Consider the following 21,659-nt stretch of genomic DNA (forward strand, 5'->3'; position numbering starts at 1 on the left):
CCCTCCGGGGGGCGGCCGCACCCCTCGCTCCCGCTCGTCCTCGCCCGCGTCCACGCCCCCATCGTGCGCGCGACCCCCGACAGCCGCCCCCGCCCCGTCCCGAGCAGCTCGCGGCGCGCCGCTGGTGGCGCCGGGTCGCGCCGCGGACCAGGCTGCCGGGGTGCCCCCTCCCCCGCCCGACGGCCCCGGCGCGACGACCTCCACCACCTGGTGGGCGACGCTCGGGGCGGGCCTCGCCCTGCCCGTGCACGAGGTGCGCCCCGGCGCGGGCGCGGCGCCGCCCGACGGCGCCGCGCCGTCGCCCGTGCTGCTCCTGCACGGCTTTCCCGCCTCGTGGCGGTCGTGGGACGCCGTCGCGGCGCCCCTCGCCGCGGCCGGCCACCGCTGCCTCGCGCCGCAGCAGCGCGGCTACACCGCCTCCGCGCGGCCGGCGGAGACCGGCGCCTACCGGCTCGAGCGGCTGGCCGCCGACGCCGCGGCCGTCCTCGACGCGGCCGACGTGGAGAGGGCCGTCGTCGTGGGCCACGACTGGGGGGCCGTCGTCGCCTGGGCGCTCGCGGCGGCGCACCCCGAGCGCGTCGAGCACCTCGTCGCCCTGTCCGTGCCCCACCCGCGCGCCTTCGCCGCGGGCCTCCGCGAGGACCGCGAGCAGCGGCGGCGGTCCGCCTACATCGGCCTCCTGCGGCGGCGGGGCGTCGCCGAGCGGGTCCTGCTGGCGGGCGGCGCCCGCGGCCTGCGGGCCGCCTACGCCGGCTCCGCGGTGCCCCGGCCGCTCGTGGACGCCCACCTCGCGCCGCTGGCCTCGCCGGGCGCGCTGGCCGGCGCCCTCGCCTGGTACCGCGGGCTGCGGGGCCGCGACCTGGCCTCGGTCGGCCCCGTCGACGTGCCGACGACGTACCTGTGGAGCGACCGCGACGTGGCCGTCGCGCGCGGCACGGCCGCCCGCTGCGCCGAGCACGTCACCGGTCCCTTCCGCGCGCGCACCCTGGAGGGCGTCTCGCACTGGGTGCCCGAGGAGCGACCCGACGACGTCGTGGACGCCGTCCGGCAGCCCCCCGCCTGAGGGCTCCCGCCGCGCCCTCCGCCGACCGCCCCGCCCCACGCCCCCGTCCTCGGTCCGGGACGACGACGGCCGCGCACCCCCGGCGGGGTGCGCGGCCGTCGTCGACCTCGTCGGGTCGTCAGGGCAGCGCGACGACCTCCGCGAAGCGGACGTCGCTGCTCTCGACGACGCGCTGCGCCGCGGCGTCCCACCGGGCGAAGTGCTCCGAGCCCTGGTGGTCGACCTCGAAGGCCTCCCGCGAGGCGTACACCTCGTGGAAGTGGAAGCGCAGCGGGTCCTCGACGTCGCGGTGCACCGTGAAGGAGAGGCACCCCGGCTCGTCGCGCAGCGAGCACCGCGCGTCGTCGGCGATGGCGGCGAGGAACTCCTCGACGCACCCCTCGCGGACCTGCTGCACCGCCCACAGGACGAAGGTCCCGGGCGGGTACGAGCCCGGCTGGTCGCCGCTCGTCAGGAGGTCCTCAGCCACGCGGCGCCCCCAGGAGGGAGCGGAGCACGTACTGGAGGATCCCGCCGTGGCGGTAGTAGTCCGCCTCGCCCGGCGTGTCGATGCGCAGCCGCGCGTCGATCTCGACGGTCTCGCCGGAGCCCTTCGTCGCCGTGACGCGCAGCGTGCGCGGCGTCGTGCCCTCGTCGAGCTGGGTGACGCCGGCGACGGAGAACGTCTCCGTGCCGTCGAGCCCGAGGCTCTCGGCCGTCTGGCCCTCGGGGTACTGCAGCGGCAGCACGCCCATCCCGATGAGGTTCGAGCGGTGGATCCGCTCGTAGCTCTCGGCCAGCACGGCGCGGACGCCGAGCAGGCGCGTGCCCTTGGCCGCCCAGTCGCGGCTGGAGCCCGAGCCGTACTCCTTGCCCGCGAGGACGACGAGCGGCGTGCCGGCGGCGGCGTAGGACTGCGCGGCGTCGTAGATCGTCGTCTGCTCCCCGCCCTGCGTGAAGTCGCGGGTGAAGCCGCCCTCGACGCCGTCGAGGAGCTGGTTGCGCAGCCGGATGTTGGCGAAGGTGCCGCGGATCATCACCTCGTGGTTGCCGCGGCGGGAGCCGTAGGAGTTGAAGTCGCCGCGCTCGACCCCGTGCTCGGCGAGGTAGCGGCCCGCCGGGCTGTCGGCCTTGATGGACCCGGCCGGGCTGATGTGGTCGGTCGTCACCGAGTCGCCGAGCTTCGCGAGCACCCGCGCGCCCTCGATGTCGGACAGGGGCGCCGGCTCCGCGCCCATGCCCTCGAAGTACGGGGGCTTGCGCACGTAGGTCGAGCTCTCGTCCCAGGCGAAGGTCTCGCCCTCGGGCGTGGGCAGCGAGCGCCACCGGTCGTCGCCCGCGAAGACGTCGGCGTAGTCCTTCGTGAACATGTCGGTCGTGATCGAGCCGGTGACGACCTCGTCGACCTCGGCCGCGCTCGGCCACACGTCGCTCAGGAAGACGTCGGCGCCGCCGGCGTCCTGGCCCAGCGGCTCGGTCTCCGGGTCCCAGTCCATGGTCCCGGCGAGCGCGTAGGCGATGACGAGCGGCGGGCTCGCCAGGTAGTTCATCTTGATGTCGGGGTTGATCCGACCCTCGAAGTTGCGGTTGCCGGACAGGACCGACACCACGGCGAGGTCCTCGTCGTTGACGACCTTCGACACCTCGGGCGCCAGCGGGCCCGAGTTGCCGATGCAGGTCGTGCAGCCGTACCCGACGAGGTGGAAGCCGAGCTTCTCGAGGTACGGCGTGAGGCCGGCCCGGGCGTAGTAGTCCATGACGACCTTGGAGCCGGGCGCCAGCGACGTCTTCACCCACGGCTTGGCGACGAGGCCCCGCTCGACGGCGGCCTTGGCGAGCAGCGCCGCCGCGACCATCACGGTCGGGTTCGAGGTGTTGGTGCAGGAGGTGATGGACGCGATGGCGACGTGCCCGTGGTCGAGCTCGGTGCGCGTGCCGTCGGCCAGCGTGACGGGGCTGCGTCGGGACGCTCGGCGGGTGGCGGTGTCGACCTCGACGGGCGCGCCGGACCCGTCCTGGCCGCTGCCCGTGGGCGCGTCGCTGGCCGGGAAGGTCTCGGCGAGCGCCTCGTCCTGCCCGTCGCCCGTCGTGGCGGGGGCGTCGTCCGGGTCGGACTGCTCGTCGAGGGGCGCGTAGTCGGCCAGGGCGCCGCGGAAGGCCTCCTTGGCCTCCGACAGGGCCACGCGGTCCTGCGGGCGCTTCGGGCCGGCGATGCTCGGCACGACCGTGGACAGGTCGAGCTCGAGGTACTCCGAGTAGCGCGCCTCCTGCGCGGGGTCGTGCCAGAGGCCCTGCTCCTTGGTGTAGGCCTCGACGAGGGCGACCTGCTCCTCGCTGCGCCCGGTGAGGCGCAGGTAGCGCAGCGTCTCCTCGTCGACGGGGAAGATCGCGGCGGTCGAGCCGAACTCCGGGCTCATGTTGCCGATGGTGGCGCGGTTGGCGAGCGGCACCTGCGCGACGCCCTCGCCGTAGAACTCGACGAACTTGCCCACGACGCCGTGCTTCCGCAGCTGCTGGGTGATGGTCAGCACGACGTCGGTGGCGGTGACGCCCGCGGGGATCTCCCCGGACAGCTTGAAGCCGACCACGCGCGGGATGAGCATGCTCACCGGCTGGCCCAGCATCGCGGCCTCGGCCTCGATGCCGCCCACGCCCCAACCGAGGACGCCGAGGCCGTTGACCATCGTCGTGTGCGAGTCCGTGCCGACGAGCGTGTCGGGGTAGGCGACGCCGTCGCGGTCGAAGACGACGCGCGCGAGGTGCTCGATGTTGACCTGGTGGACGATGCCGGTGCCCGGGGGGACGACCTTGAAGTCGTCGAAGGCGCCCTGGCCCCAGCGCAGGAACTGGTAGCGCTCGCCGTTGCGCTCGTACTCGATCTCGACGTTGCGCTCGAAGGCGTCGGGACGGCCCGCCACGTCGATGACGACCGAGTGGTCGATGACGAGCTCGGCCGGCGCGAGCGGGTTGATGCGGGACGGGTCGCCGCCCAGCTCCGCGACCGCCTCGCGCATCGTGGCGAGGTCGACGACGCACGGGACACCGGTGAAGTCCTGCATGACGACGCGCGCGGGCGTGAACTGGATCTCGGTGTCGGGCTCGGCCGACGGGTCCCACCCGGCGAGGGCGCGGACGTGGTCGGCCGTGACGTTGGCGCCGTCCTCGGTGCGCAGGAGGTTCTCCAGCAGCACCTTGAGGCTGTAGGGCAGGCGCTCGGCGCCCTCCACCGCGGACAGGCGGTAGATGCCGTGCTCGCCGCCGCCGACCTCGAGGACCCCCCGGGCCCCGAAGGAGTCGGGGCCGGTGCGGCCGGCCTCGTCGCTGCTCGTGCTCATGTCGTCTCCCGTCGACGCTGACTGACCTGGCTCATGGTCGCGCCGCCGGCGCCCCGCCGCGGCCCGAAGTATCTTGACGTCAAGATACTAGGCGGCGGGCACGCCCCTGTCACGGGAGGCGCGCCGCCGCCGCCGGCGAGGGCGGGGACGAGGTGGGCGCGCGCCCGGGCGACGGCGCGCCTAGCGTCGCAGGGCGGGTCCGGCGGTCCGCCCCGCACGGGGGCGGCGCGCGGCCGGGCCCCCGCGAGGAGGACCCATGACGAGCGACGCGAGCACCGCCGACGACCGCGAGCCGACGACCGATCAGCCCCGGAGCGGTGAGCCGCAGGACAGCGACCCGCAGGACAGCGACGGCGACCCGGGGCAGATGCCGCACCGCGCCCACGTGCGCGACGCCGTGGACGGCGTCGCGCAGGACGACACCGAGCCGGGCTCGGACCCGGACGGCGACCCGGAGGAGCTCCGCTCCGGCTCCTGACGCGGCTCCGCCGGCCGCCCCGCGACGCCGCCCCGACGGCGGGGTCGGGGCGGCCGGCGCGTCAGCGCAGGTCGGCCCGGGGCCCGGGGCCGGGGACGAGCCGCGCCACCGCCTCGAGGTGGTGGGTGCTGGGGAAGAGGTCGAACCCCCGCAGGCCGGCCAGGACGTAGCCCTGCTCGGCGAAGACGGCCACGTCGCGCGCCAGCGCGGCGGGGTCGCAGGCCACGTAGGCCACGGCGCGGGGGCGCCGGGCGACCACCGCGCGCACGACGCCAGCGCGGGCGCCGGTGCGGGGCGGGTCCAGGACGACGACGTCGACGGGCCGCGGGTCGTCCTCCTCCTCGAGGAGCCGCTGCACCGGGCCGTGCAGGAGGCGCACCTGCGGGTCGTCGTGGAGGTTGCGGCGGGCGTCGGCCACGGCGCGGGCGTCGCCCTCGACGGCCGTGACGGCGCCGCCCGGCCCGACCGCCGCGGCGAGGGCGGCCGTGAGCAGGCCGGCGCCGCTGTAGAGGTCGAGGGCGCTCTCCCCCTGACGCGGCTCCAGCGCCTGGAGCACCGCGCCCGTCAGCGCGGCCCCGGCCCCGGGGTGCACCTGCCAGAAGCCGGCGCCGGTGACGCGGAACGCCCGCCCGTCGACCTCCTCGCGCACCCACGTGCGCCCGCTGACCCGCTGCGGCGCACCGGGCGGACGTCGCGGGCCCCGCGGGGGCGCCGTCGCGACCGAGACCCCGGCGGGCAGCGCCGGCAGGGCCGGGCTCCCGCTGCGCGCACCCGGGCGCGCCGGGCCCCGTCCGCGGTCGGCGCCGGACCGGTGCCCGGAGCCGGTCGGCGCGGACCGCCCCGTCGTCTCGCGGGGCTCCGCGACGACGAGCGCGCCGCTGCCGCCGCCGCCGGGCACCACGGCCTCGACGGACCGCCAGCCGGTCCAGCGCCGCTGCGGCAGGCCGAGCTCGACGACGCCGGGCGTGGCGATGGGGCAGCGCTCGACGGGGACCACGCGGTGCTCGCGGTGGGCGCGGAAGCCGAGCCGCCCGGCGCCGTCCGCCGCGTACGTGACCCGCGTGCGCCAGCCCAGCCCGCGGGCCGCGTCCTCCGGCGAGGTGCCGGTGCCGGCCGGGACCGGCACCTCCTCGACCTCGACGTCCACCTCGAGGCCGGCGAGGCGCTGCAGCTGCTCGCGCAGCACCGCGGTCTTGAGGCGGCGCTGGGCCGCCGGGGCGGCGTGCTGCCAGTCGCAGCCCCCGCAGCCGCCGGGGCCGGCGACGGGGCAGGCGGGCTCCACGCGGTCGGCGGAGGCCCGCAGCACCTCGACGGCGTCGGCCCGCCAGTACGCCGCGCCGTCCCCGGCCTCGGTGAGCCGGGCGCGCACCCGCTCCCCCGGCAGGGCGTGCCGCACGAAGACGACGCGGCCCTCGTGCCGGGCCACGCAGTGGCCGCCGTGGGCGACGTCCCCGACCTCCAGCTCGAGCAGGCCCTCCTCGCCCCCGCTCACCGCGGCGCCCCCGGCCGCGAGCCCGCCCCGGGGTCCCGGTGGGCGGGGTCCGGGGCGGCGGGGCCCTCGGGCGACCGCGTGACGGCGCCGCGACGCACGTCCCCGGGCGCCGGGGCGCGGTCGTCGACGTCGGCGCCCTCGCTGGAGGCCAGCTGCCACGGCACGCTCGCGACGACGACGCCGCGGATGAAGTGCAGGCGCGACTTGAGCCGCAGCGCGCTCTGGTTGTGCAGCAGCTGCTCCCACCAGTGGCCGACGACGTACTCGGGCACGTACACGACGACGAGGTCGCGGGGGCTCTCCCGCTTGAGCGCCCGCACGTAGTCGACGACAGGCCGCGTGATCTCGCGGTAGGGGGACTCGAGCGCCTTGAGCCGCACCGGCAGGCCGCGGCTGTCCCACGCCCGCTGCAGGGACCGGGTCTCCGCCGGGTCGACGACGACGGTGACCGCCTCGAGCACCGACGGCCGGGACGCCCGGGCGTAGGCGAGGGCCCGCAGCGTGGGCAGGTGCAGCTTGGAGACGAGGACGATGGCGTGCACCCGGCTCGGGAGGACGCGGGGGACGTCGGAGCCCTCGGCCAGCTCGAGCTCGGCGGCGACCCGCGCGTAGTGCGTGCGCACCCCGCGCATGAGGACGAAGAGCACCGCCATGGCGAGGATCGCGATCCAGGCGCCGCGGGTGAACTTGGTCGCGAGGACGATGACGAGCACGACGCCGGTGAGGCCGAGGCCCACGGTGTTGATGGCGCGCGAGCGCAGCATGCGGCCGCGCGCCGCCGGGTCCGTCTCGGTGCGCAGGTGCCGGTTCCAGTGCTTGACCATGCCGAGCTGGCTCAGGGTGAAGGAGACGAACACCCCGACGATGTAGAGCTGGATGAGCCGGGTGACCTGGGCGTCGAAGGCGACGACGAGGACGATCGCCGCCCCCGCCAGCAGGATGATCCCGTTGCTGAACGCGAGCCGGTCCCCGCGCGTGTGGAGCTGGCGGGGCAGCAGGCCGTCCCGGGCGAGGATCGACCCGAGCACCGGGAAGCCGTTGAAGGCCGTGTTCGCGGCGAGGACGAGGATGAGGCCCGTGGCCGCCGTCACGACGAAGAAGGCGAACGGCGCGGAGTCGAAGACGGCGCGGGCGAGCTGCCCGATCACCGGGTCCTGCTGGTAGTCCTCGCCGACGGGCACCCCGTCGCGCAGGAGCTGGGTCGCCGGCAGCTCGGCGAAGCGCAGCCCGGTGAGGTTCGCGAGCGCGATGACGCTGAGCAGCATGGTGACGGCGAGCGCGCCGAGCAGCGCCAGCGTCGTCGCGGCGTTGCGGCTCTTGGGCTTGCGGAACGCGGGCACGCCGTTGCTGATCGCCTCGACGCCCGTCAGGGCCGCGCACCCGGAGGAGAAGGCGCGCAGGACGAGGAAGGCGCCGACGACGCCGGTGAGGCCCTCCTCGTACCCGGGCTCCGCCACGAGCTCCAGCTCCGCGCTGTCGACCACGGGGAGGTCGCCCGAGGCGGCGCGGACGAAGCCCCACGCGCACATGCCGAGGACGGAGACGACGAAGACGTAGGTCGGGACGGCGAAGGCCCGGCCCGACTCGCGCACGCCGCGCAGGTTGATCCCCATGAGGAGCAGGACGAGGACGACGGCGAGGCTCGTCTCGTGGCCCGCGAGGAAGGGCAGCGCGGACGCCGCGTACTGGGCGCCCGAGGAGATGGAGACGGCGACGGTGAGGACGTAGTCGACGAGCAGCGCGCTCGCGACGACGAGGCCGGCGCCCCGGCCGAGGTTCGTCGTCGCCACCTCGTAGTCGCCGCCGCCCGAGGGGTAGGCGTGCACGTTCTGCCGGTAGGAGGCGATGACGACGACCATGACGACGACGACCGCCACGCCGATCCACGGCGACAGCACGTAGGAGCTGATGCCCGCGATGGCGAGGGTCAGGAAGATCTCGTCCGGCGCGTAGGCCACGGAGGACAGGGCGTCCGAGGCGAAGACCGGCAGCGCGACCCGCTTGGGCAGCAGCGTGTGGCTGAGGCGGTCGCTGCGGAACGGACGGCCCAGGACGAGGCGCTTGGCGCCGTCCGCGATGCTCTGCACGGCGCCGATGGTAGGAGCCGCCGGACCCCGGCCCGCGCCGCCGCGGCACGGCCCGGGTGGCGGCGGGGGCGCCGGCGCCGGACGGAGTAGCGTCCGGCGGGTGCACTTCGTCGTCATGGGCTGCGGTCGCGTCGGCTCGACCCTGGCCGTGGCCCTCGAGCGCCACGGCCACTCGGTGGCCGTCGTCGACAAGGACGAGCTGGCCTTCCGGCGCCTCGGCGCGGGCTTCGAGGGGCGCACCGTGACGGGCGTCGGCTTCGACCGCGACGTCCTGCTCGAGGCGGGCGTCCAGGAGGCGTACGCCTTCGCCGCCGTGAGCAGCGGCGACAACTCGAACATCCTCGCCGCCCGGGTGGCGCGGGAGGTCTTCGGCGTGCAGAACGTCGCCGCCCGGATCTACGACTCCGCCCGCGCCGAGGTCTACGAGCGCCTCGGGATCCCCACCGTCGCCACCGTCAAGTGGACGGCCGACCAGCTGGTGCGGCGCCTGCTGCCGCGCGGGGTCGTGCCGGACTACACGGACGCGAGCGGGTCGGTGCACCTCGCGGAGGTCTCCGTGCCGGCGTCCTGGGTCGGCACCCGGCTCACCGAGCTCGAGCGGGCGACGTCGACGCGGGTGGCCTTCCTCACGCGGCTCGGCAGCGCGCGCCTCCCCCGCCCCGACACCGTCCACCAGGAGGGCGACGTGCTGCACCTGCTCGTGCCCGACGCGGCCGTGACCGAGGTCGAGAAGGTGCTCGACGCGGGCCCCGAGCCCGACTGACGCCCGGCGTCCCGCACCACCACCGATCCGACCGGCTCCCGGGGCAGCCCCCGGGGGCGGACCCCTGAGGAGGCGCCGTGCGCGTGCTCATCGCCGGCGCCGGCAGCGTCGGCCGCTCCATCGCCCGCGAGCTCCTGGCGGGCGGCCACGACGTGCTGCTGGTCGACCGCAACCCCGAGAACGTCGGCCGCGCCTCCGTCCCGGGGGCGCGGTGGCTCCTCGCCGACGCCTGCGAGATCACGTCGCTGTCCGGCGCCGGCCTGGAGGCCACCGACGTCGTCGTCGCCGCCACGGGCGACGACAAGGCCAACCTCGTCGTCAGCCTGCTCGCCAAGACGGAGTTCGGGGTGCCGCGCACGGTCGCCCGGGTCAACAACCCCAAGAACGAGTGGATGTTCGACGAGGCCTGGGGCGTCGACGTCATGGTGTCGACCCCGCGCCTCATGACGGCGCTCGTCGAGGAGGCCGTCGCCGTCGGCGACGTCGTCGAGGTCTTCTCCTTCCGCGGCGGCGCCCGGATGCTCAGCTACACCATCCCCGACGGGTCCCCGCTGGCCGGGACCGCCGTCGGCAGCACCGACTGGCCGCCGGACACCGTGCTCGTCGGCGTCGTGCGCGAGGGCCGCCCCCTCGCGCCGACCGACGACGACGCCCTCGAGGCGCGCGACGAGCTGCTCCTGCTCGCGGGCGACGAGGACGAGCAGGAGCTGCGCGACCTGCTCTCCCCCGGCCGCTGGCAGCGGGACGCCTCGCCGCGGGCGGCGGGCGCCGAGGTCGTCTAGCCCCTCAGCCCTCCGCGGGACCGCGGGCGGGCGCCTCGGCGGGGCGGGTCGCCAGCGGCACCCGGCGCACGAGGAGCCACGTGAGGTAGGCCGCCACGCCGAAGAGCGGGAAGCCCATGACGACGCGGGCCGTGCCCAGGGCGGCGACCTCGTCGGCCAGGTAGAGGGGCCCCTGGACGAGCAGGCGCAGGACGAAGAGCGCGACCCAGATCCACGTCACCTGCACGTAGACGCGCAGCCGGCGGGGGTCGTCCTTCCAGGCCAGGCGCTCGTCGGTGAGCAGGCCCAGGGCGAGGCCGAGCACCGGCCACGGCCCGCGCGGCACCCGGACCCGGCGGCCGCGGCCGAGCCGGAGGGAGAAGGCCGGCGTCCGCACGGTCGACAGGGCGTACACGGCCGCGTAAACGACGTTGACGAGCAGGCCCCACACGAAGAAGTCGCGCGCCTCCCCCGTCCGCGAGGCGATGAGCGCGCACACGGCGACCCCGAGCAGCCCCGAGACGGCCTGCCCCGGGGAGCTGCGCCCCACGAGGCGCACGAGCACGAAGAGCGCGGAGGTGCCGAGCGCCGCCCAGATCGCCGTCCGCAGGTCCTGGACGACGCTGATGACGACGACGAAGACGACGCTGGGGAGCGCGACCTCGACGACGCCCCGCGGGCCGCCGAGCGCCTGGGACACCGAGAAGTCGGGGCCGAGGGCGGCGGCGAGGCCCGAGCGGCCGGCCGCGGGCGCCGGGTCCGCCCCGGGCGCGCTCCCCTCCTCGGCGCCCCGGCTCACGAGCGCGGCGCGGGGGCCGACGGAAGGAGCTCGTACCGCGGGTTGTACATCACGGCGTGACCGTCGACGACGCTCACCAGACCCTCGACCTTGATGCGCCGTCCGGCCTCGACGCCCGCGATCTCGCGGCGCCCGAGCCAGACCACCGAGAGCGAGCCGGAGCCGTCGAAGACCTCGGCCTCCAGGGCCGGGGTACCGGCGCGGGGCCGCAGCGTGACGCTGCGCAGCGCGCCCGCGACGAGGACGCGGTGCCGGTCGCCGAGGGAGGCGCACGGGCGTCCGCCCTCGCGCGCCGACTCGGCCTGCTCGGCGGCGCAGTGCATCTCCTCGCGGCTGCTGAAGCGGCTGACCGCCTCGCGCAGACCGCCCAGCCCCGACCGGGGGGCGACGACGGCGGGGGCGCCGCCCTCGCCCCGGCCCGTCGCGGGGCCCGTCGTCGGGTCTGTCGTGGGGTCCGTCGTGCGGCCCAGGAGCCCGCGGGTGCGTGCCACGACCTCGTCCTCCTCGTCGGGGCGCGCCCTGCGCGCCCCGTCGGCGGTGTCCGCCGGTGCGGGAGCCGCAGCGGCGCGCGTCCAGCGTAGGCGCTCCGCCGAGCGGTCCCGCGCCGGTGCGGGAGGACCACCCGGACGAGCGCGGACCTCGGGCGGGCCCCGTCGCGGCCGGCCCGGGTCAGCGCGTCTCGGTGGTCTCCGGGCCGCGGTGGAAGGGGTCCAGGGGGCCGAGCCCGTCGTCGCCGCCGTCGGGGGACGCCGGGCTCCCGGTGCCGCCGCCCGGGGCCTGCTGCTGCTCGACCTGGCCGGGCTGGGCCTCACCGGGCTGGCCGGTGGCGGGGCGAGCCTGGTCCTGGGGCGGCAGCCGCAGCGGCAGCATGTCGCGGGGGGCCATGGCCTCGTCGCCGCGGTCGACGACGACCGCGCGCAGCATCGCCTCCAGCGGGGCGGCGGCCTCGCGCTCCACCGCGGCCCGGCCGCCGAAGACGGCGCGGACGAACCAGCGGGGGCCGTCGACGCCGGCGAAGCGGACGGCGCGGTGCCCGGTGCGGCCGTCGTCGGTGCGCACGGGGACGCGCGCGAGCACCTCGGGCCCGAAGACGCCCTCGGCGTCCTCGCCGGCGCCGCCCTGGCGGCTCACCTGGGCGCGTATCTCGGCGCGGACCTCCTCCCAGATCCCGTCCGTGCGCGGGGCCGCGAAGGCCTGCAGCTGCAGCGTGGAGGGCCCGAGGACGACGACGGCCCCGATGACGCGCTGGGTCTTCTCCTCGAGCTCGAGCCGCAGCTCCATGCCCTGGACGGCGGGCAGGCGCAGCGCCCCGAGGTCCACGCGCGGGCGGGCCGCGTCCTCCTCGCTGATCTCGGTGAGGTCGAAGGGGCCCTGGGTCCGGCGCCGCGCCTCGCGCGCCAGCGCCGCGGTGCGCACGCGCTCGGCCTCGGCCTCGGCGGCGACCCGGGCGGCGCGGTCGGCGACCGCCTGGGGGTCCTCCTCCTCGGGGACGGCGACGTCCTCCGCCTGCTCGGCCTCGACGGGCTCGTTCCTGCGGCGCCACTTCACGGCTGCTCCTCCCCGGCGGCGCGCGGGCCCCCGGCGGTCGTCTCGGTCGGGTCGGCTCCGCTGCTGGCGCCGGGCCCGCTCGTCCTGGTGGTCGTCCTCGTGGTGCCCTGCGCGGCCGGGCGGGCCACGCCGGCGGTCGGCGGGTCCGCCGCGCCCGCGGCGGCACCGGTCCCCCCGTCCCGGCCCCCCAGCGTGGCAGACGCGCCCCCGCGGGCACCGTCGGCCGCTGCGCCCCCCTCCGGGCCGGTCCCCCCACCGCTCCCCCAGCCGCCCGTGGAGCCGTGCCCGCCGGCGCCCCGCCCCGAGGGGGGCAGCTCGTCGACGACGCGGAGCTCGGCCCGCGCCACGCGCTGCACGACGAGCTGGGCGATCCGGTCGCCCCGGCGCACGTCGAAGGCCTCGGCGGGGTCGGTGTTGACGAGGGTCACGAGCACCTCGCCGCGGTACCCGGCGTCGACGGTGCCGGGGCCGTTGAGGGTCGTCACGCCGTGGCGGGCGGCGAGCCCCGAGCGCGGGTGGACGAAGGCGGCGCAGCCCTGCGGCAGCGCCAGCGCCACGCCCGTGGCCACGGTGGCCCGGCCCCCGCCGGGCGGCAGGTGGGCGTCGTGGCGGGCGACGAGGTCGGCGCCCGCGTCGCCGGGGTGCGCGTACGTCGGCAGCGGCAGCTCCGGGTCGAGCCGGCGCAGCGCCACGGGCACGACCTCGGCGGCGCCCCACGGCGCGTCGCCGGCGGCGCTCGGCGGGGTGACCTCCACGGGCGTCGAGCCTAGTCCCGGGTCGCGGGCGCCCACCCGCGCGCGGCCGGTCCGCGGGTCGGCCGCGGTCGGGGGCGGCGGCGCCGCGGCGGCGGCTCGTGCCAGGCTTCCCGCGTGGCCCCCCGAGACGACGCAGGCGCTCCGGACGCGGCGGGCGCGCACGACGACCGCGCCGCGGGCGCCCCGCAGGACGGGGCCCGCGAGGACCTCGGCGGTGGCGTGCTGTTCCGCGAGCGCGTGTGGCCCTCGCTCGGCACGTGGGTGGCGGCCCCGGCCCTGGCCTCCCTGTCCGGCCTCGCCGCGGCGCCCCTGGGCGTCGGCGTGGTCGTCGTGGTCGTCGTCGCCGTGGCGGCCGTCGTCGTCCTGGGGCTCGTCCGCAACAGCCCGGTCGTCGTCGTGACGGACGGCGAGCTATACGCCGGCGGCGCCCGCATCCCCCGCTCCGAGCTCGGCGCGGCCACCGGGTACGACGGCGAGGACGCGCGCCGCCAGCGCGGCCCGGTGCTCGACGCTCGGGCGCACCTCGTCATGCGCGGGTGGGCCGACGGCGTCGTCCGCGTCGAGGTCCTCGACCCGGAGGACCCGACGCCCTACTGGCTGGTGTCCACCCACCGCCCGGCCGACCTCGCCCGGGCCCTGCAGCCGGGCACCGGCCGACCGCCCCGGGGCTGAGGCTCGGGCCCTGGACGACAGGACCCCGGACGAGGGGTCCACGCACGACGACGGGTCCACGCACGACGACGGGTCCACGCACGACGACGGGGGCCGGCACCCGCGGTGCGGGCGCCGGCCCCCGTCGTGGCCGACCTGCGTGGGGTGAGCGGCCTCAGGCCGCGCACTCGGTGCAGACCAGCCGGCTGGGCGTGGACTCGCCCGAGAGCTGGCTGCGGTGGTGCACGAGGAAGCAGGACGAGCACGTGAACTCGTCCGCCTGGCGCGGGAGGACCCGCACCGAGAGCTCCTCGTTGGACAGGTCCGCGCCGGGCAGCTCGAAGCCCTCGGCCGCCTCGGTCTCGTCCTCGTCGACCTTGCCGGAGCTCTGGTCGGCACGACGGGCCTTCAGCTCCTCGATGGAGTCCTCGTTGAGCTCGTCGTCGGTCTTGCGCGGTGCGTCGTAGTCGGTGGCCATGTCGTGCGTCACGCTCCAGGTCGGTGGTCGTCGGTGCTGGCGCGGCGGGAGCGGGCGCCCCCGCTGCCCGTCGGCCGTCGTGGCGGGTCCGCGCCGCTGCTCGGCGCACGGCCGCGCCGTGGTCGCGCGCGTCGCCGCCCGTCGAGGTCCCCAACGCCCGGAGGTCGTCGAAGATGCCCGCCGCCGGCCACCCGCGCGACGGCGCATTGTGCACCACGGGTGGCCGTCCGGTACTCCGGGTCACGACGCTCGGACGCCGCGCCACGGCGCGCGACGCCCGCGGGTGACCCCCTGGTGACGGGCGGGTGTCGCACCGGTGGCGGCCGCCTGTCGATCTGGCGCCACGCCCTCCGACGCCTCCGGAGCGGGGGACGACGGGCGCGGGCCGTCCCCCGCGGCGTCTACCCTCGGGCCAGCAGCCGGCGGCCGCCGCGCTGCGGGGCGCCAGCCCCCGACCCAGCGCGGGTGCCCCGCGCCGCCCCTCCGGAGGTGTGATGAGCGAGTTCGCGACCAACGTCAACGAGCGCGTGCGAGAGGCGCGCAGCGCGCTCGACAGCGCGCGCGCCGAGGGCGACGAGTACCTCGTCGGCGTGCACACGGGCGAGCTGGAGTCGCTCGCCCGCCTCGCCCAGGAGAACGACGTCGCGCTGCCCGAGGGCGGCCCGGGGAGCGCCGAGGCCGACGGCGCCGAGAGCACGACCGGCTCCTGACGCCCGCCCCGGCGCCGCGCCGGGCGGCGGCGCCCCCCGCGGCGGCGGGGACGCCGCGCCGCCTCAGGCCCCCGGCGCGGCCGGGGCCTCCTCCTCGCGCAGCGGGTCCAGCCCTCCCACGAGGTCCCCGAGCCGGGCGGCCAGGGCCGGGGCGGCGGCCAGGCAGAAGCGCTCGGAGGCGGGCTCGTCCGGCGCCAGGCCGCGGACGACGGCGCCCGCCTCCTGGGCCACCAGGGCGCCCGCCGCGTGGTCCCAGGGCTGCAGGCCCCGTTCGTAGTAGGCGTCCAGCCAGCCGGACCCGACCGAGCAGAGGTCCAGCGAGGCGACGCCGCTGCGCCGCACGTCGCGCACGTGCGGCAGCACCCCGGACAGCACGCGGGCCTGCGCCGCCCGCCGCTGGGGGGTGTAGCCGAAGCCGGTGCCCACCAGCGCCTCCCCCAGCGGCACGTCGGCGGGCCCGGCCAGCGGGGCGCCGTCGAGCCGCGCCCCGCCGCCGCGGGTCGCCGTCCACGTGCGGCCGCTCACGGGGTCGTGCACGCACCCCGCGACCGCCGTCCACGTGCGGGGGTCGGGGCGCTCGTCCGGGGCCCCGGCCCCGACCACGGCCGCGACGCTGACGGCGTACCCGGGCAGCCCGTAGAGGTAGTTGACGGTGCCGTCGATGGGGTCGACGACCCACGTGATCCCGCTCGTGCCGCCCGTCGCGCCGCCCTCCTCGCCCAGCACGCCGTCGTCCGGGCGCTCGTCCCGCAGCAGGCGGACCAGGAGCTCCTCGCTGGCCGTGTCCATCGCCGTCACCACGTCGGTGGCGCTGGACTTCGTGGCCATGACCTCGAGGCGCTCGGGGCGGCCGCGGTGCACCAGCTCGCCCGCCGCCCGCGCCGCGCGCTCCGCGAGGCCGACGATCCGGGCGAGCTCCTCGGCGCCGGGGAGGACGGCGTCGGGGGCGCTCACGCGCCGGCGCCCGGCGCCGCGCCGGCCTCGAGCAGGGCCCGGGCCCCCGGCCAGTCCCGGCCGCACGCGGCGGGCCGCCCGCGGTCGCGCAGGTTGGGGCAGCACCCGACCGGGCAGACGTCGTGGGAGGGGCCCACCGAGCCGCTCGAGGGCCGCGGCGGCGCCTCCTGCTCGCCGGCGGCGGCCCGCTCGACCGCGGCGCGCTCGACGACGAGGTCGACGAGGCCCGCGACGAAGGCGGGGTCGACGCCCGCGGTGGCCGCGCGCTCCATCGGCAGGCCCAGGCGGTCCGCCGTCTCCCGCGCCTCGGTGTCGAGGTCGTAGACGACCTCCATGTGGTCGCTGACGAAGCCGATGGGCGCGACGACGACGCCCGGGACGCCGCGGGCGGCGAGCTCCTCGAGGTGGTCGTTGACGTCGGGCTCGGTCCACGGCTGGCTCGGCGGGCCGCTGCGCGAGCAGTAGACGAGGGTCGACGGCAGCGCCGCGCCGCCGGCGCGCGACCGGACGACGTCGGCCACCACGGCGGCCACGTCCTCGTGCTGGCGCACGTACGCGCCCCCCTCCGGCCCGGCGGTGTCCGCCATGGCCGTGGGGATCGAGTGCGTCACGAAGACGAGCTCGGCGCCGTCGCGCGCGCCCTCGGGGAGCCGCTGCCAGGCGGCGGTGATGGCGTCGGCGTTGGCCGCGACGAAGCCGGGGGCGTCGAAGTAGTGCCGGATCTTGTCGACCTGCAGGTCGCGCCCCTCGGCCGCGAGGTCCACGAGCGCGCCCGCGAGGTCCTCGCGGTACTGGCGGCAGCCCGAGTACGACGCGTAGGCGCTGGTGGCGACGACGAGGACCCGGCGCGCGCCGCCCTCGTGGAGCTCGCGCAGCGCGTCGGTCACGAAGGGCGCCCAGTTGCGGTTGCCCCACGCCACGGGGACGTCGAGCCGGCGGGCGGCGAGCTCCGCCCGCAGCGCCGCGAGGAGCTCGCGGTTCTGGTCGTTGATGGGGCTGCGCCCGCCGAAGTGGTGGTAGTGCTCGGCGACGGCCTCGAGGCGCTCGTCGGGGATGCCGCGCCCGGCCGTGACGTTGCGCAGGAACGGCATGACGTCCTCGTGCTGCTCGGGACCGCCGAAGGACAGCAGCAGCACCCCGTCGTAGGGGGCGAGCGAGGAGGACGGCGCGGCGGGACCGGTGGGGAGGCTCTCGGCAGACGGCACGGGCCCATCGTGCCCGGTGGGGCCCGACCTCCGCGCGCGGGCCGTCGTCCGCCCGGCTCGCGCCTCGGGGCCCGGGACGGCGCGCCGCCGCCCCGCCGCCCGGCCGGCGGCAAGACCCGCCGGTCGACCCGCCGCTGGGCCTCGCCCACGCGCGGGCGCCGGGGTGGCAGGCTGCCCGGCGACGTCGGCGAGGAGCGCCGACCGGCGGAGGGGCGGACGACGATGCAGGACCTGACGCTCGTCGGGGTGGACGACGACGGGGAGCACCTCGTCCTCGCCGCCCCCGGCGGCACCCGGTTCCGCCTCCGCGCGGACGACGCGCTGCGCCTCGCCGCCCGGCGGGGGCCGGCGGCCCCCGCGGCGCCCGCCGGCCAGCCCGCGGCGCTCACGCCGCGCGAGATCCAGGCCCGGCTGCGCGCCGGGGAGGACGCCGCCGAGATCGCCGCCGCCACGGGCGTCGCCGAGGAGCGGGTGCGCCGCTACGAGGGCCCCGTCCTGGCCGAGCGGGCGCACGTCGCCGAGCGGGCGCGGGCGCTGCCCGTGCGCTGGCGCGACGGCTCCGGCCGCAGCCCGGCGCTCGAGACCCTCGTGGCCGACCGCCTCCTCGAGCGCGGGGCCGAGGGCGGCGCCGCCTGGGACGCGTGGCGCCGCGAGGACGGCGCGTGGCTCGTGCGCGCGGCCTTCCGCGCGGGCGGGCGGGAGCGCCGCGCCACCTGGTCGCTCGACCTCCAGCGCGCCCACCTCGAGGCCCTCGACGACGAGGCCCGCTGGCTGTCCTCGGTCGACGTCGACGAGGCGCCCCCGGCCTCGGCCCCCCGTCTCGCCGCCGTGCGCGAGCAGGTCTACGACGTCGACGGGGGCGGCACCGCCCGCCCCGCCGCCCGCGACGACGCGCCCGTCGACCTCGCCAGCCGGCGAGGGCGCCCCTCCCCCGCCGGCACCGGGCGCGACGAGCGGACGGGCGCCGAGGGCCCCGCGACGAGCGGCGCCCAGACCGGCGCCCAGACCGGCGACGAGGCGGAGGGCGAGGACGACGCCGCGCGCGCCGAGGCGGACCGGCGCGAGCGGGCGGGCCGCACCCTCGACCTGCTCGAGCACCTGCGCGGCCGCCGCGGCCGCCGCCAGCCGCTCGCCGACCCCGACGACGAGGAGCTGGAGGCCCTGACCTGGGCCGAGCTCGAGGCGCTCACCGGGCCCCGGGCCGACCAGGAGGCCGACGAGGAGGCCGGGGGCGGGTCCGAGGGCGCCGGCGAGGACCCGTGGGACGCGGCGGGCGAGCCGCCGGCGGCCCACCCGCCGGCCTCGCGCCCCGAGGAGGCGGTCGACGACGGCGTCCTGGCGCTCGAGCCCCTGCCGGAGGCGGTGGACGCGGAGCCCGCGACGGCTGCCGCGGACGCCGCGCCGGCGGACGCCGACGACGACGCCTCCCCGGCCCCCCGCCGTCGTCGGCGCCGTGGCGGCGCCCGCCCCGCGGAGGACGAGGGCGTCCCCGGCCAGGAGGAGCTGCTCCCCGAGCCGCCGCGCCCCCCTGCCGCGGGCGCCGACGAGGAGGGCGGCGCACCCGCGGACGAGGCCGAGAGGCCCCGGCCGCGCCCGTCCAGGCGCGGCGCGCGCCCGAGCGTGCCGAGCTGGGACGACATCGTCTTCGGGCAGCGCAAGGACTGACAGCCCCCGTTCCGGGGCCGTGCGCCCGGCTCAGCCGAAGGGCAGCACGTCCGGGGACAGGGCGGCGGCGCGGGCGGCCGCGGCCGTGCGGCCCTGCCGGTGGTGGCGCCGGCACAGCACCTCGTAGCCGACGTCGCCGCCCTGCGCGTCGGCGCCGACGTCCCCGACGACGACCTGCTCGCCCTCGACGACCATCGCGCCCCCGACGGTGCGGGCGTTGTGGGTGGCGCGGGCGCCGCACCAGCACAGCGCCTCGACCTGGAGCACCTGCACCCGGTCGGCCAGCTCGAGCAGCCGCTGCGAGCCGGGGAACAGACGCGTGCGGAAGTCGGTGGTGATGCCGAAGGCGAAGACGTCCACGTCCAGCTCGTCGACGACGCGCGCCAGCTGCTCGACCTGCGCCGCGGAGTAGAACTGCGCCTCGTCGCACACGAGGTAGTCGACGCGCTCCCCCGCCGTCCGGCGACGGCCCACCTCCGCCCACAGGTCGGTCCCGTCGGCGACCTCGACGGCGCGGCGGCGCAGTCCGAGGCGGCTCGAGACCACGGCCTCACCGGCGCGGTCGTCGCGGGTGAAGACGAGGCCACCACGGCCCCGGGCGGCGTGGTTGTGGTCCATCTGCAGCGCCAGCGTCGACTTGCCGCAGTCCATGGTCCCGGAGAAGAAGACGAGCTCGGCCACGGGCGTCCATCCTGCCCGAGGCGGTCGCGGCGCGACGACGCCGACGTCCTCGCCCACCGGCCGACGCGCGTCTGCGTGTCCGTGGCCGACGTCGTCCCGCTGGTCCGAGCGAGGCCTCGACTCGGCGGCTCGCGGCCGCCCGATCAGCGCTGCCGCCCCGAGGCGCTCGCTGCGGCGCCCTCCCCGCGCGACACCCGGTGGGGCGGCGGGTCGGCGCTGCGCCGCCCGTCCGGGGCCGTCGCGTCGCCGGGGACGACCACCCGCCCCGGGAGGGGGGCGAGGACCACCCGGACGAGCGGTGGCCGAGCACTCGCCCTGCCACTCCACCCCACGTAGACTTCGAACACGTGTTCGGGTGACGGTTGAGGGGGTGGTCGCGGTGGGCGTGCCGACCGGTGACCTGCCCCTGGCCCGCCACCGCGCCCGGGCCCTCCTCGAGGAGATCCGCGCCGAGGAGACCGAGCGTTCCCGCGCCCACGCCCGCACCCTGCGCCGCATCGCCGACCTCGTGGACGAGATGGCCCGCCCCGGCGGACCCGCCGGCTCTGGCGGAGCGGGCGGAGCGGGCGTCGTGGGCGTGGACCCGGTGGGCGACCCCGCCGCGGCCGCCGCCGCCGAGATCGCCCTGGCCCTGCGCCTGACCCGCACCGCCGCGACCCGCCTGGTCGAGCAGGCTCAGGTCCTGAACACCCTCGCGCCCACCACCATGACCGCCCTGGCCGACGGGCGCATCGACCCGCCCCGCGCCCGCCTCGTCACCGACGCCCTCACCCCCCTGCCCCCCGAGCACGCCAGGCAGCTGGACGCCCAGCTCGCCCCCGCCCTCGGCCCCCTGACCACCGGCCAGCTCGCCGCCCGCCTCCGCTACCTGCTCGCCCGACTGGCACCCACCGCGACCCGCGAACGCGCCCGCACCGGCACCCGCGACCGGTCCGTGCGCCTGCACCCCCTGCCCGACGGGCTCGCCCAGCTGACCGCCACCGGCCCCGCCCTCGACCTCGCCGCCGTCCACGACCACCTCACCACCACCGCGACCACCCGCACCGGCCCCCACGGACGCACCGACCCCCACGCCGCCACCACCGCCGGCCTCGCCGACCCCCACCTGCTCACCACCGCCCGCGACACCCCCCACGCCACCGGCATGCCCGACCGCCGCGGCCTCGACGCCCGCCGCTTCGACGCCCTCGTCGACCTCGCCCTCACCAGCACCAGCACCAGCACCAGCACCAGCACCAGCACCAGCACCAGCACCAGCACCGACGGGAGTCTCGACGCCTCCGAGGGCGAGGGAACCGCCATCACGAGCCCTCCGCCCCGGCCCGGCCGCGGCGTCCAGGTCGTCGTCGCCCTCACCAGCCTCCTCGGCCTCGACGACGAACCCGCCCACACCCCCGCCACCGGCCCGGTGCCCGTCGAGCACGTCCGCGAGCTCCTGGCCACCGGCGCCCCCTTCCGCCGCGCCCTCACCCACCCCCTCACCGGCCAGCTCATCGCCCTCGACGGCCACCTCCTGACCACCGACCCACCCCGCCACGGCCACCCCGGCGGGAGCGACGACCCCGGCGGCAGGGACGGCTGGCCCGGCGATGACCGCCCCAGCTGCGACGACGGCAGCGGCGGCGGCTCCCGTGGCCCCAGCGATCCCGGCAGCGGTGACGACACCGGCGACCCCGGAGGCCCCGGCGGCGGTGACGACACCGAAGGCCCCGGCGTCCCCGGCAGCGGTGGTGCGCCCTCAGCGCCGCCCGGCACCGCGCCACGCGCGCCGGCCCTGCCCCGGCGACCCCGCAGCGCCTGCCCCGTCGCCGCCGTCGGCGGCGGCCCCTACCGACCCTCAGCCCCCACCGACCGCTACGTGCGCACCCGCACCCCCACCTGCACCTACCCCGGCTGCCGCATCCCCGCCACCCGCTGCGACCTCGACCACGCCACCCCCCACGCCACCGGCGGCCCCACCTGCCCCTGCAACCTCAGCCCCCGCTGCCGCACCCACCACCTCGCCAAGCACCACCACGGATGGACCGACACCCCCACCACCCACGACCCCACCGACACCACCGTCACCTGGACCTCACCCCTGGGACAGACCACCACCGTCCCCGGCCCACCCCTGCTCCCCCGACCCCCCGCACCCACCCAGCCGAGGACCGACCAGCACGCCCTCGACCAGCCCGCCCCCGTCGACCCGGTCCCCGTCGACCCGGTCCCCGCCGCCACGGACGACACACCAGGACACGAAGGCACCGACGCGA

Annotated in this window: 19 protein-coding genes and 1 pseudogene; 8 read left to right on the forward strand and 12 right to left on the reverse strand. The window is 78.0% G+C overall.

From position 1 onward, the window contains the following. Positions 1–160 precede the first annotated feature (160 nt). Complete coding sequence (locus Q0789_RS06370) at positions 161–1,063, forward strand: alpha/beta hydrolase (RefSeq protein ID WP_298803266.1); 903 nt, start codon at positions 161–163, stop codon at positions 1,061–1,063. A gap of 118 nt (positions 1,064–1,181) precedes the next feature. Here Q0789_RS06370 and Q0789_RS06375 read toward each other — a convergent pair whose 3' ends face one another. Both Q0789_RS06375 and Q0789_RS06380 read right to left on the reverse strand, forming a co-directional pair. Then, a complete protein-coding gene (locus Q0789_RS06375; RefSeq protein WP_298803269.1) occupies positions 1,182–1,532 on the reverse strand; it encodes a putative quinol monooxygenase in 351 nt (116 codons plus the stop codon). Beyond that, positions 1,525–4,377 (reverse strand): aconitate hydratase, encoded by a 2,853-nt coding sequence (locus tag Q0789_RS06380; protein ID WP_298803271.1) that lies wholly within the window; start codon positions 4,375–4,377, stop codon positions 1,525–1,527. Before Q0789_RS06380 ends, Q0789_RS06375 begins: the two co-directional genes overlap by 8 nt. 256 nt (positions 4,378–4,633) lie before the next feature. Between Q0789_RS06380 and Q0789_RS06385 the strand changes: the two genes are divergently transcribed. Beyond that, positions 4,634–4,855, forward strand: coding sequence for a hypothetical protein (locus tag Q0789_RS06385; protein WP_298803273.1), 222 nt, complete (start codon positions 4,634–4,636; stop codon positions 4,853–4,855). A gap of 61 nt (positions 4,856–4,916) precedes the next feature. Here the strand turns inward: Q0789_RS06385 and Q0789_RS06390 are convergent, their stop codons facing one another. Both Q0789_RS06390 and Q0789_RS06395 read right to left on the reverse strand, forming a co-directional pair. Next, positions 4,917–6,347, reverse strand: a complete 1,431-nt coding sequence (locus tag Q0789_RS06390; RefSeq protein WP_298803275.1) for a class I SAM-dependent RNA methyltransferase — start codon at positions 6,345–6,347, stop codon at positions 4,917–4,919. Continuing rightward, positions 6,344–8,434, reverse strand: coding sequence for an APC family permease (locus Q0789_RS06395; RefSeq protein WP_298803277.1), 2,091 nt, complete (start codon positions 8,432–8,434; stop codon positions 6,344–6,346). Before Q0789_RS06395 ends, Q0789_RS06390 begins: the two co-directional genes overlap by 4 nt. A 100-nt stretch (positions 8,435–8,534) precedes the next feature. On the opposite strand from Q0789_RS06395, the gene Q0789_RS06400 reads away from it, so the two are divergent. Further along, a complete protein-coding gene (locus Q0789_RS06400; protein ID WP_171203403.1) occupies positions 8,535–9,197 on the forward strand; it encodes a TrkA family potassium uptake protein in 663 nt (220 codons plus the stop codon). A 77-nt stretch (positions 9,198–9,274) separates the two neighbouring features. Then, entirely contained in the window at positions 9,275–9,979 is a 705-nt protein-coding gene (locus tag Q0789_RS06405) for a TrkA family potassium uptake protein (protein WP_171203402.1), read from the forward strand. Positions 9,980–9,983: 4 nt separating this feature from the next. On the opposite strand, the gene Q0789_RS06410 is transcribed toward Q0789_RS06405, so the two are convergent. From Q0789_RS06410 to dut, 4 genes and pseudogenes are all read right to left on the reverse strand, one after another. Beyond that, complete coding sequence (locus tag Q0789_RS06410) at positions 9,984–10,757, reverse strand: DUF3159 domain-containing protein (RefSeq protein ID WP_298803280.1); 774 nt, start codon at positions 10,755–10,757, stop codon at positions 9,984–9,986. After that, positions 10,754–11,248, reverse strand: a complete 495-nt coding sequence (locus tag Q0789_RS06415) for an OB-fold nucleic acid binding domain-containing protein (RefSeq protein WP_298803282.1) — start codon at positions 11,246–11,248, stop codon at positions 10,754–10,756. The genes Q0789_RS06410 and Q0789_RS06415 overlap by 4 nt, the downstream gene beginning before the upstream one ends. 178 nt (positions 11,249–11,426) lie before the next feature. Beyond that, positions 11,427–12,305, reverse strand: coding sequence for a DUF3710 domain-containing protein (locus Q0789_RS06420; RefSeq protein ID WP_298803284.1), 879 nt, complete (start codon positions 12,303–12,305; stop codon positions 11,427–11,429). 239 nt (positions 12,306–12,544) lie between these two features. Beyond that, a pseudogene (gene dut / locus Q0789_RS06425) lies at positions 12,545–13,060 on the reverse strand (dUTP diphosphatase); the annotation flags it as partial. A gap of 114 nt (positions 13,061–13,174) precedes the next feature. On the opposite strand from dut, the gene Q0789_RS06430 reads away from it, so the two are divergent. Further along, entirely contained in the window at positions 13,175–13,732 is a 558-nt protein-coding gene (locus tag Q0789_RS06430; protein WP_298803288.1) for a DUF3093 domain-containing protein, read from the forward strand. Positions 13,733–13,886: 154 nt separating this feature from the next. Here the strand turns inward: Q0789_RS06430 and Q0789_RS06435 are convergent, their stop codons facing one another. Beyond that, a complete protein-coding gene (locus tag Q0789_RS06435; RefSeq protein ID WP_298803317.1) occupies positions 13,887–14,189 on the reverse strand; it encodes a DUF4193 domain-containing protein in 303 nt (100 codons plus the stop codon). Between the two features lie 494 nt (positions 14,190–14,683). On the opposite strand from Q0789_RS06435, the gene Q0789_RS06440 reads away from it, so the two are divergent. Then, positions 14,684–14,899, forward strand: coding sequence for a hypothetical protein (locus tag Q0789_RS06440; protein ID WP_298803290.1), 216 nt, complete (start codon positions 14,684–14,686; stop codon positions 14,897–14,899). 63 nt (positions 14,900–14,962) lie between these two features. Here the strand turns inward: Q0789_RS06440 and Q0789_RS06445 are convergent, their stop codons facing one another. Continuing rightward, complete coding sequence (locus Q0789_RS06445) at positions 14,963–15,805, reverse strand: inositol monophosphatase family protein (protein WP_363325952.1); 843 nt, start codon at positions 15,803–15,805, stop codon at positions 14,963–14,965. Between the two features lie 44 nt (positions 15,806–15,849). Next, on the reverse strand, positions 15,850–17,058 hold the full coding sequence (locus tag Q0789_RS06450) for a ferrochelatase (protein WP_298803296.1): 1,209 nt from the start codon (positions 17,056–17,058) through the stop codon (positions 15,850–15,852). Positions 17,059–17,280: 222 nt separating this feature from the next. On the opposite strand from Q0789_RS06450, the gene sepH reads away from it, so the two are divergent. Further along, complete coding sequence (gene sepH / locus Q0789_RS06455) at positions 17,281–18,723, forward strand: septation protein SepH (protein ID WP_298803298.1); 1,443 nt, start codon at positions 17,281–17,283, stop codon at positions 18,721–18,723. A gap of 30 nt (positions 18,724–18,753) precedes the next feature. Here the strand turns inward: sepH and Q0789_RS06460 are convergent, their stop codons facing one another. Beyond that, on the reverse strand, positions 18,754–19,404 hold the full coding sequence (locus Q0789_RS06460; RefSeq protein WP_171204093.1) for a thymidine kinase: 651 nt from the start codon (positions 19,402–19,404) through the stop codon (positions 18,754–18,756). Positions 19,405–19,774: 370 nt separating this feature from the next. Here Q0789_RS06460 and Q0789_RS06465 point away from each other — a divergent pair. After that, positions 19,775–21,659, forward strand: a 1,885-nt coding sequence (locus tag Q0789_RS06465; protein WP_298803303.1) for an HNH endonuclease signature motif containing protein, incomplete at its 3' end; no start/stop codon positions are given.

It is taken from the genome of uncultured Pseudokineococcus sp. (genome assembly GCF_947499845.1).
GTDB lineage: Bacteria > Actinomycetota > Actinomycetes > Actinomycetales > Quadrisphaeraceae > Pseudokineococcus.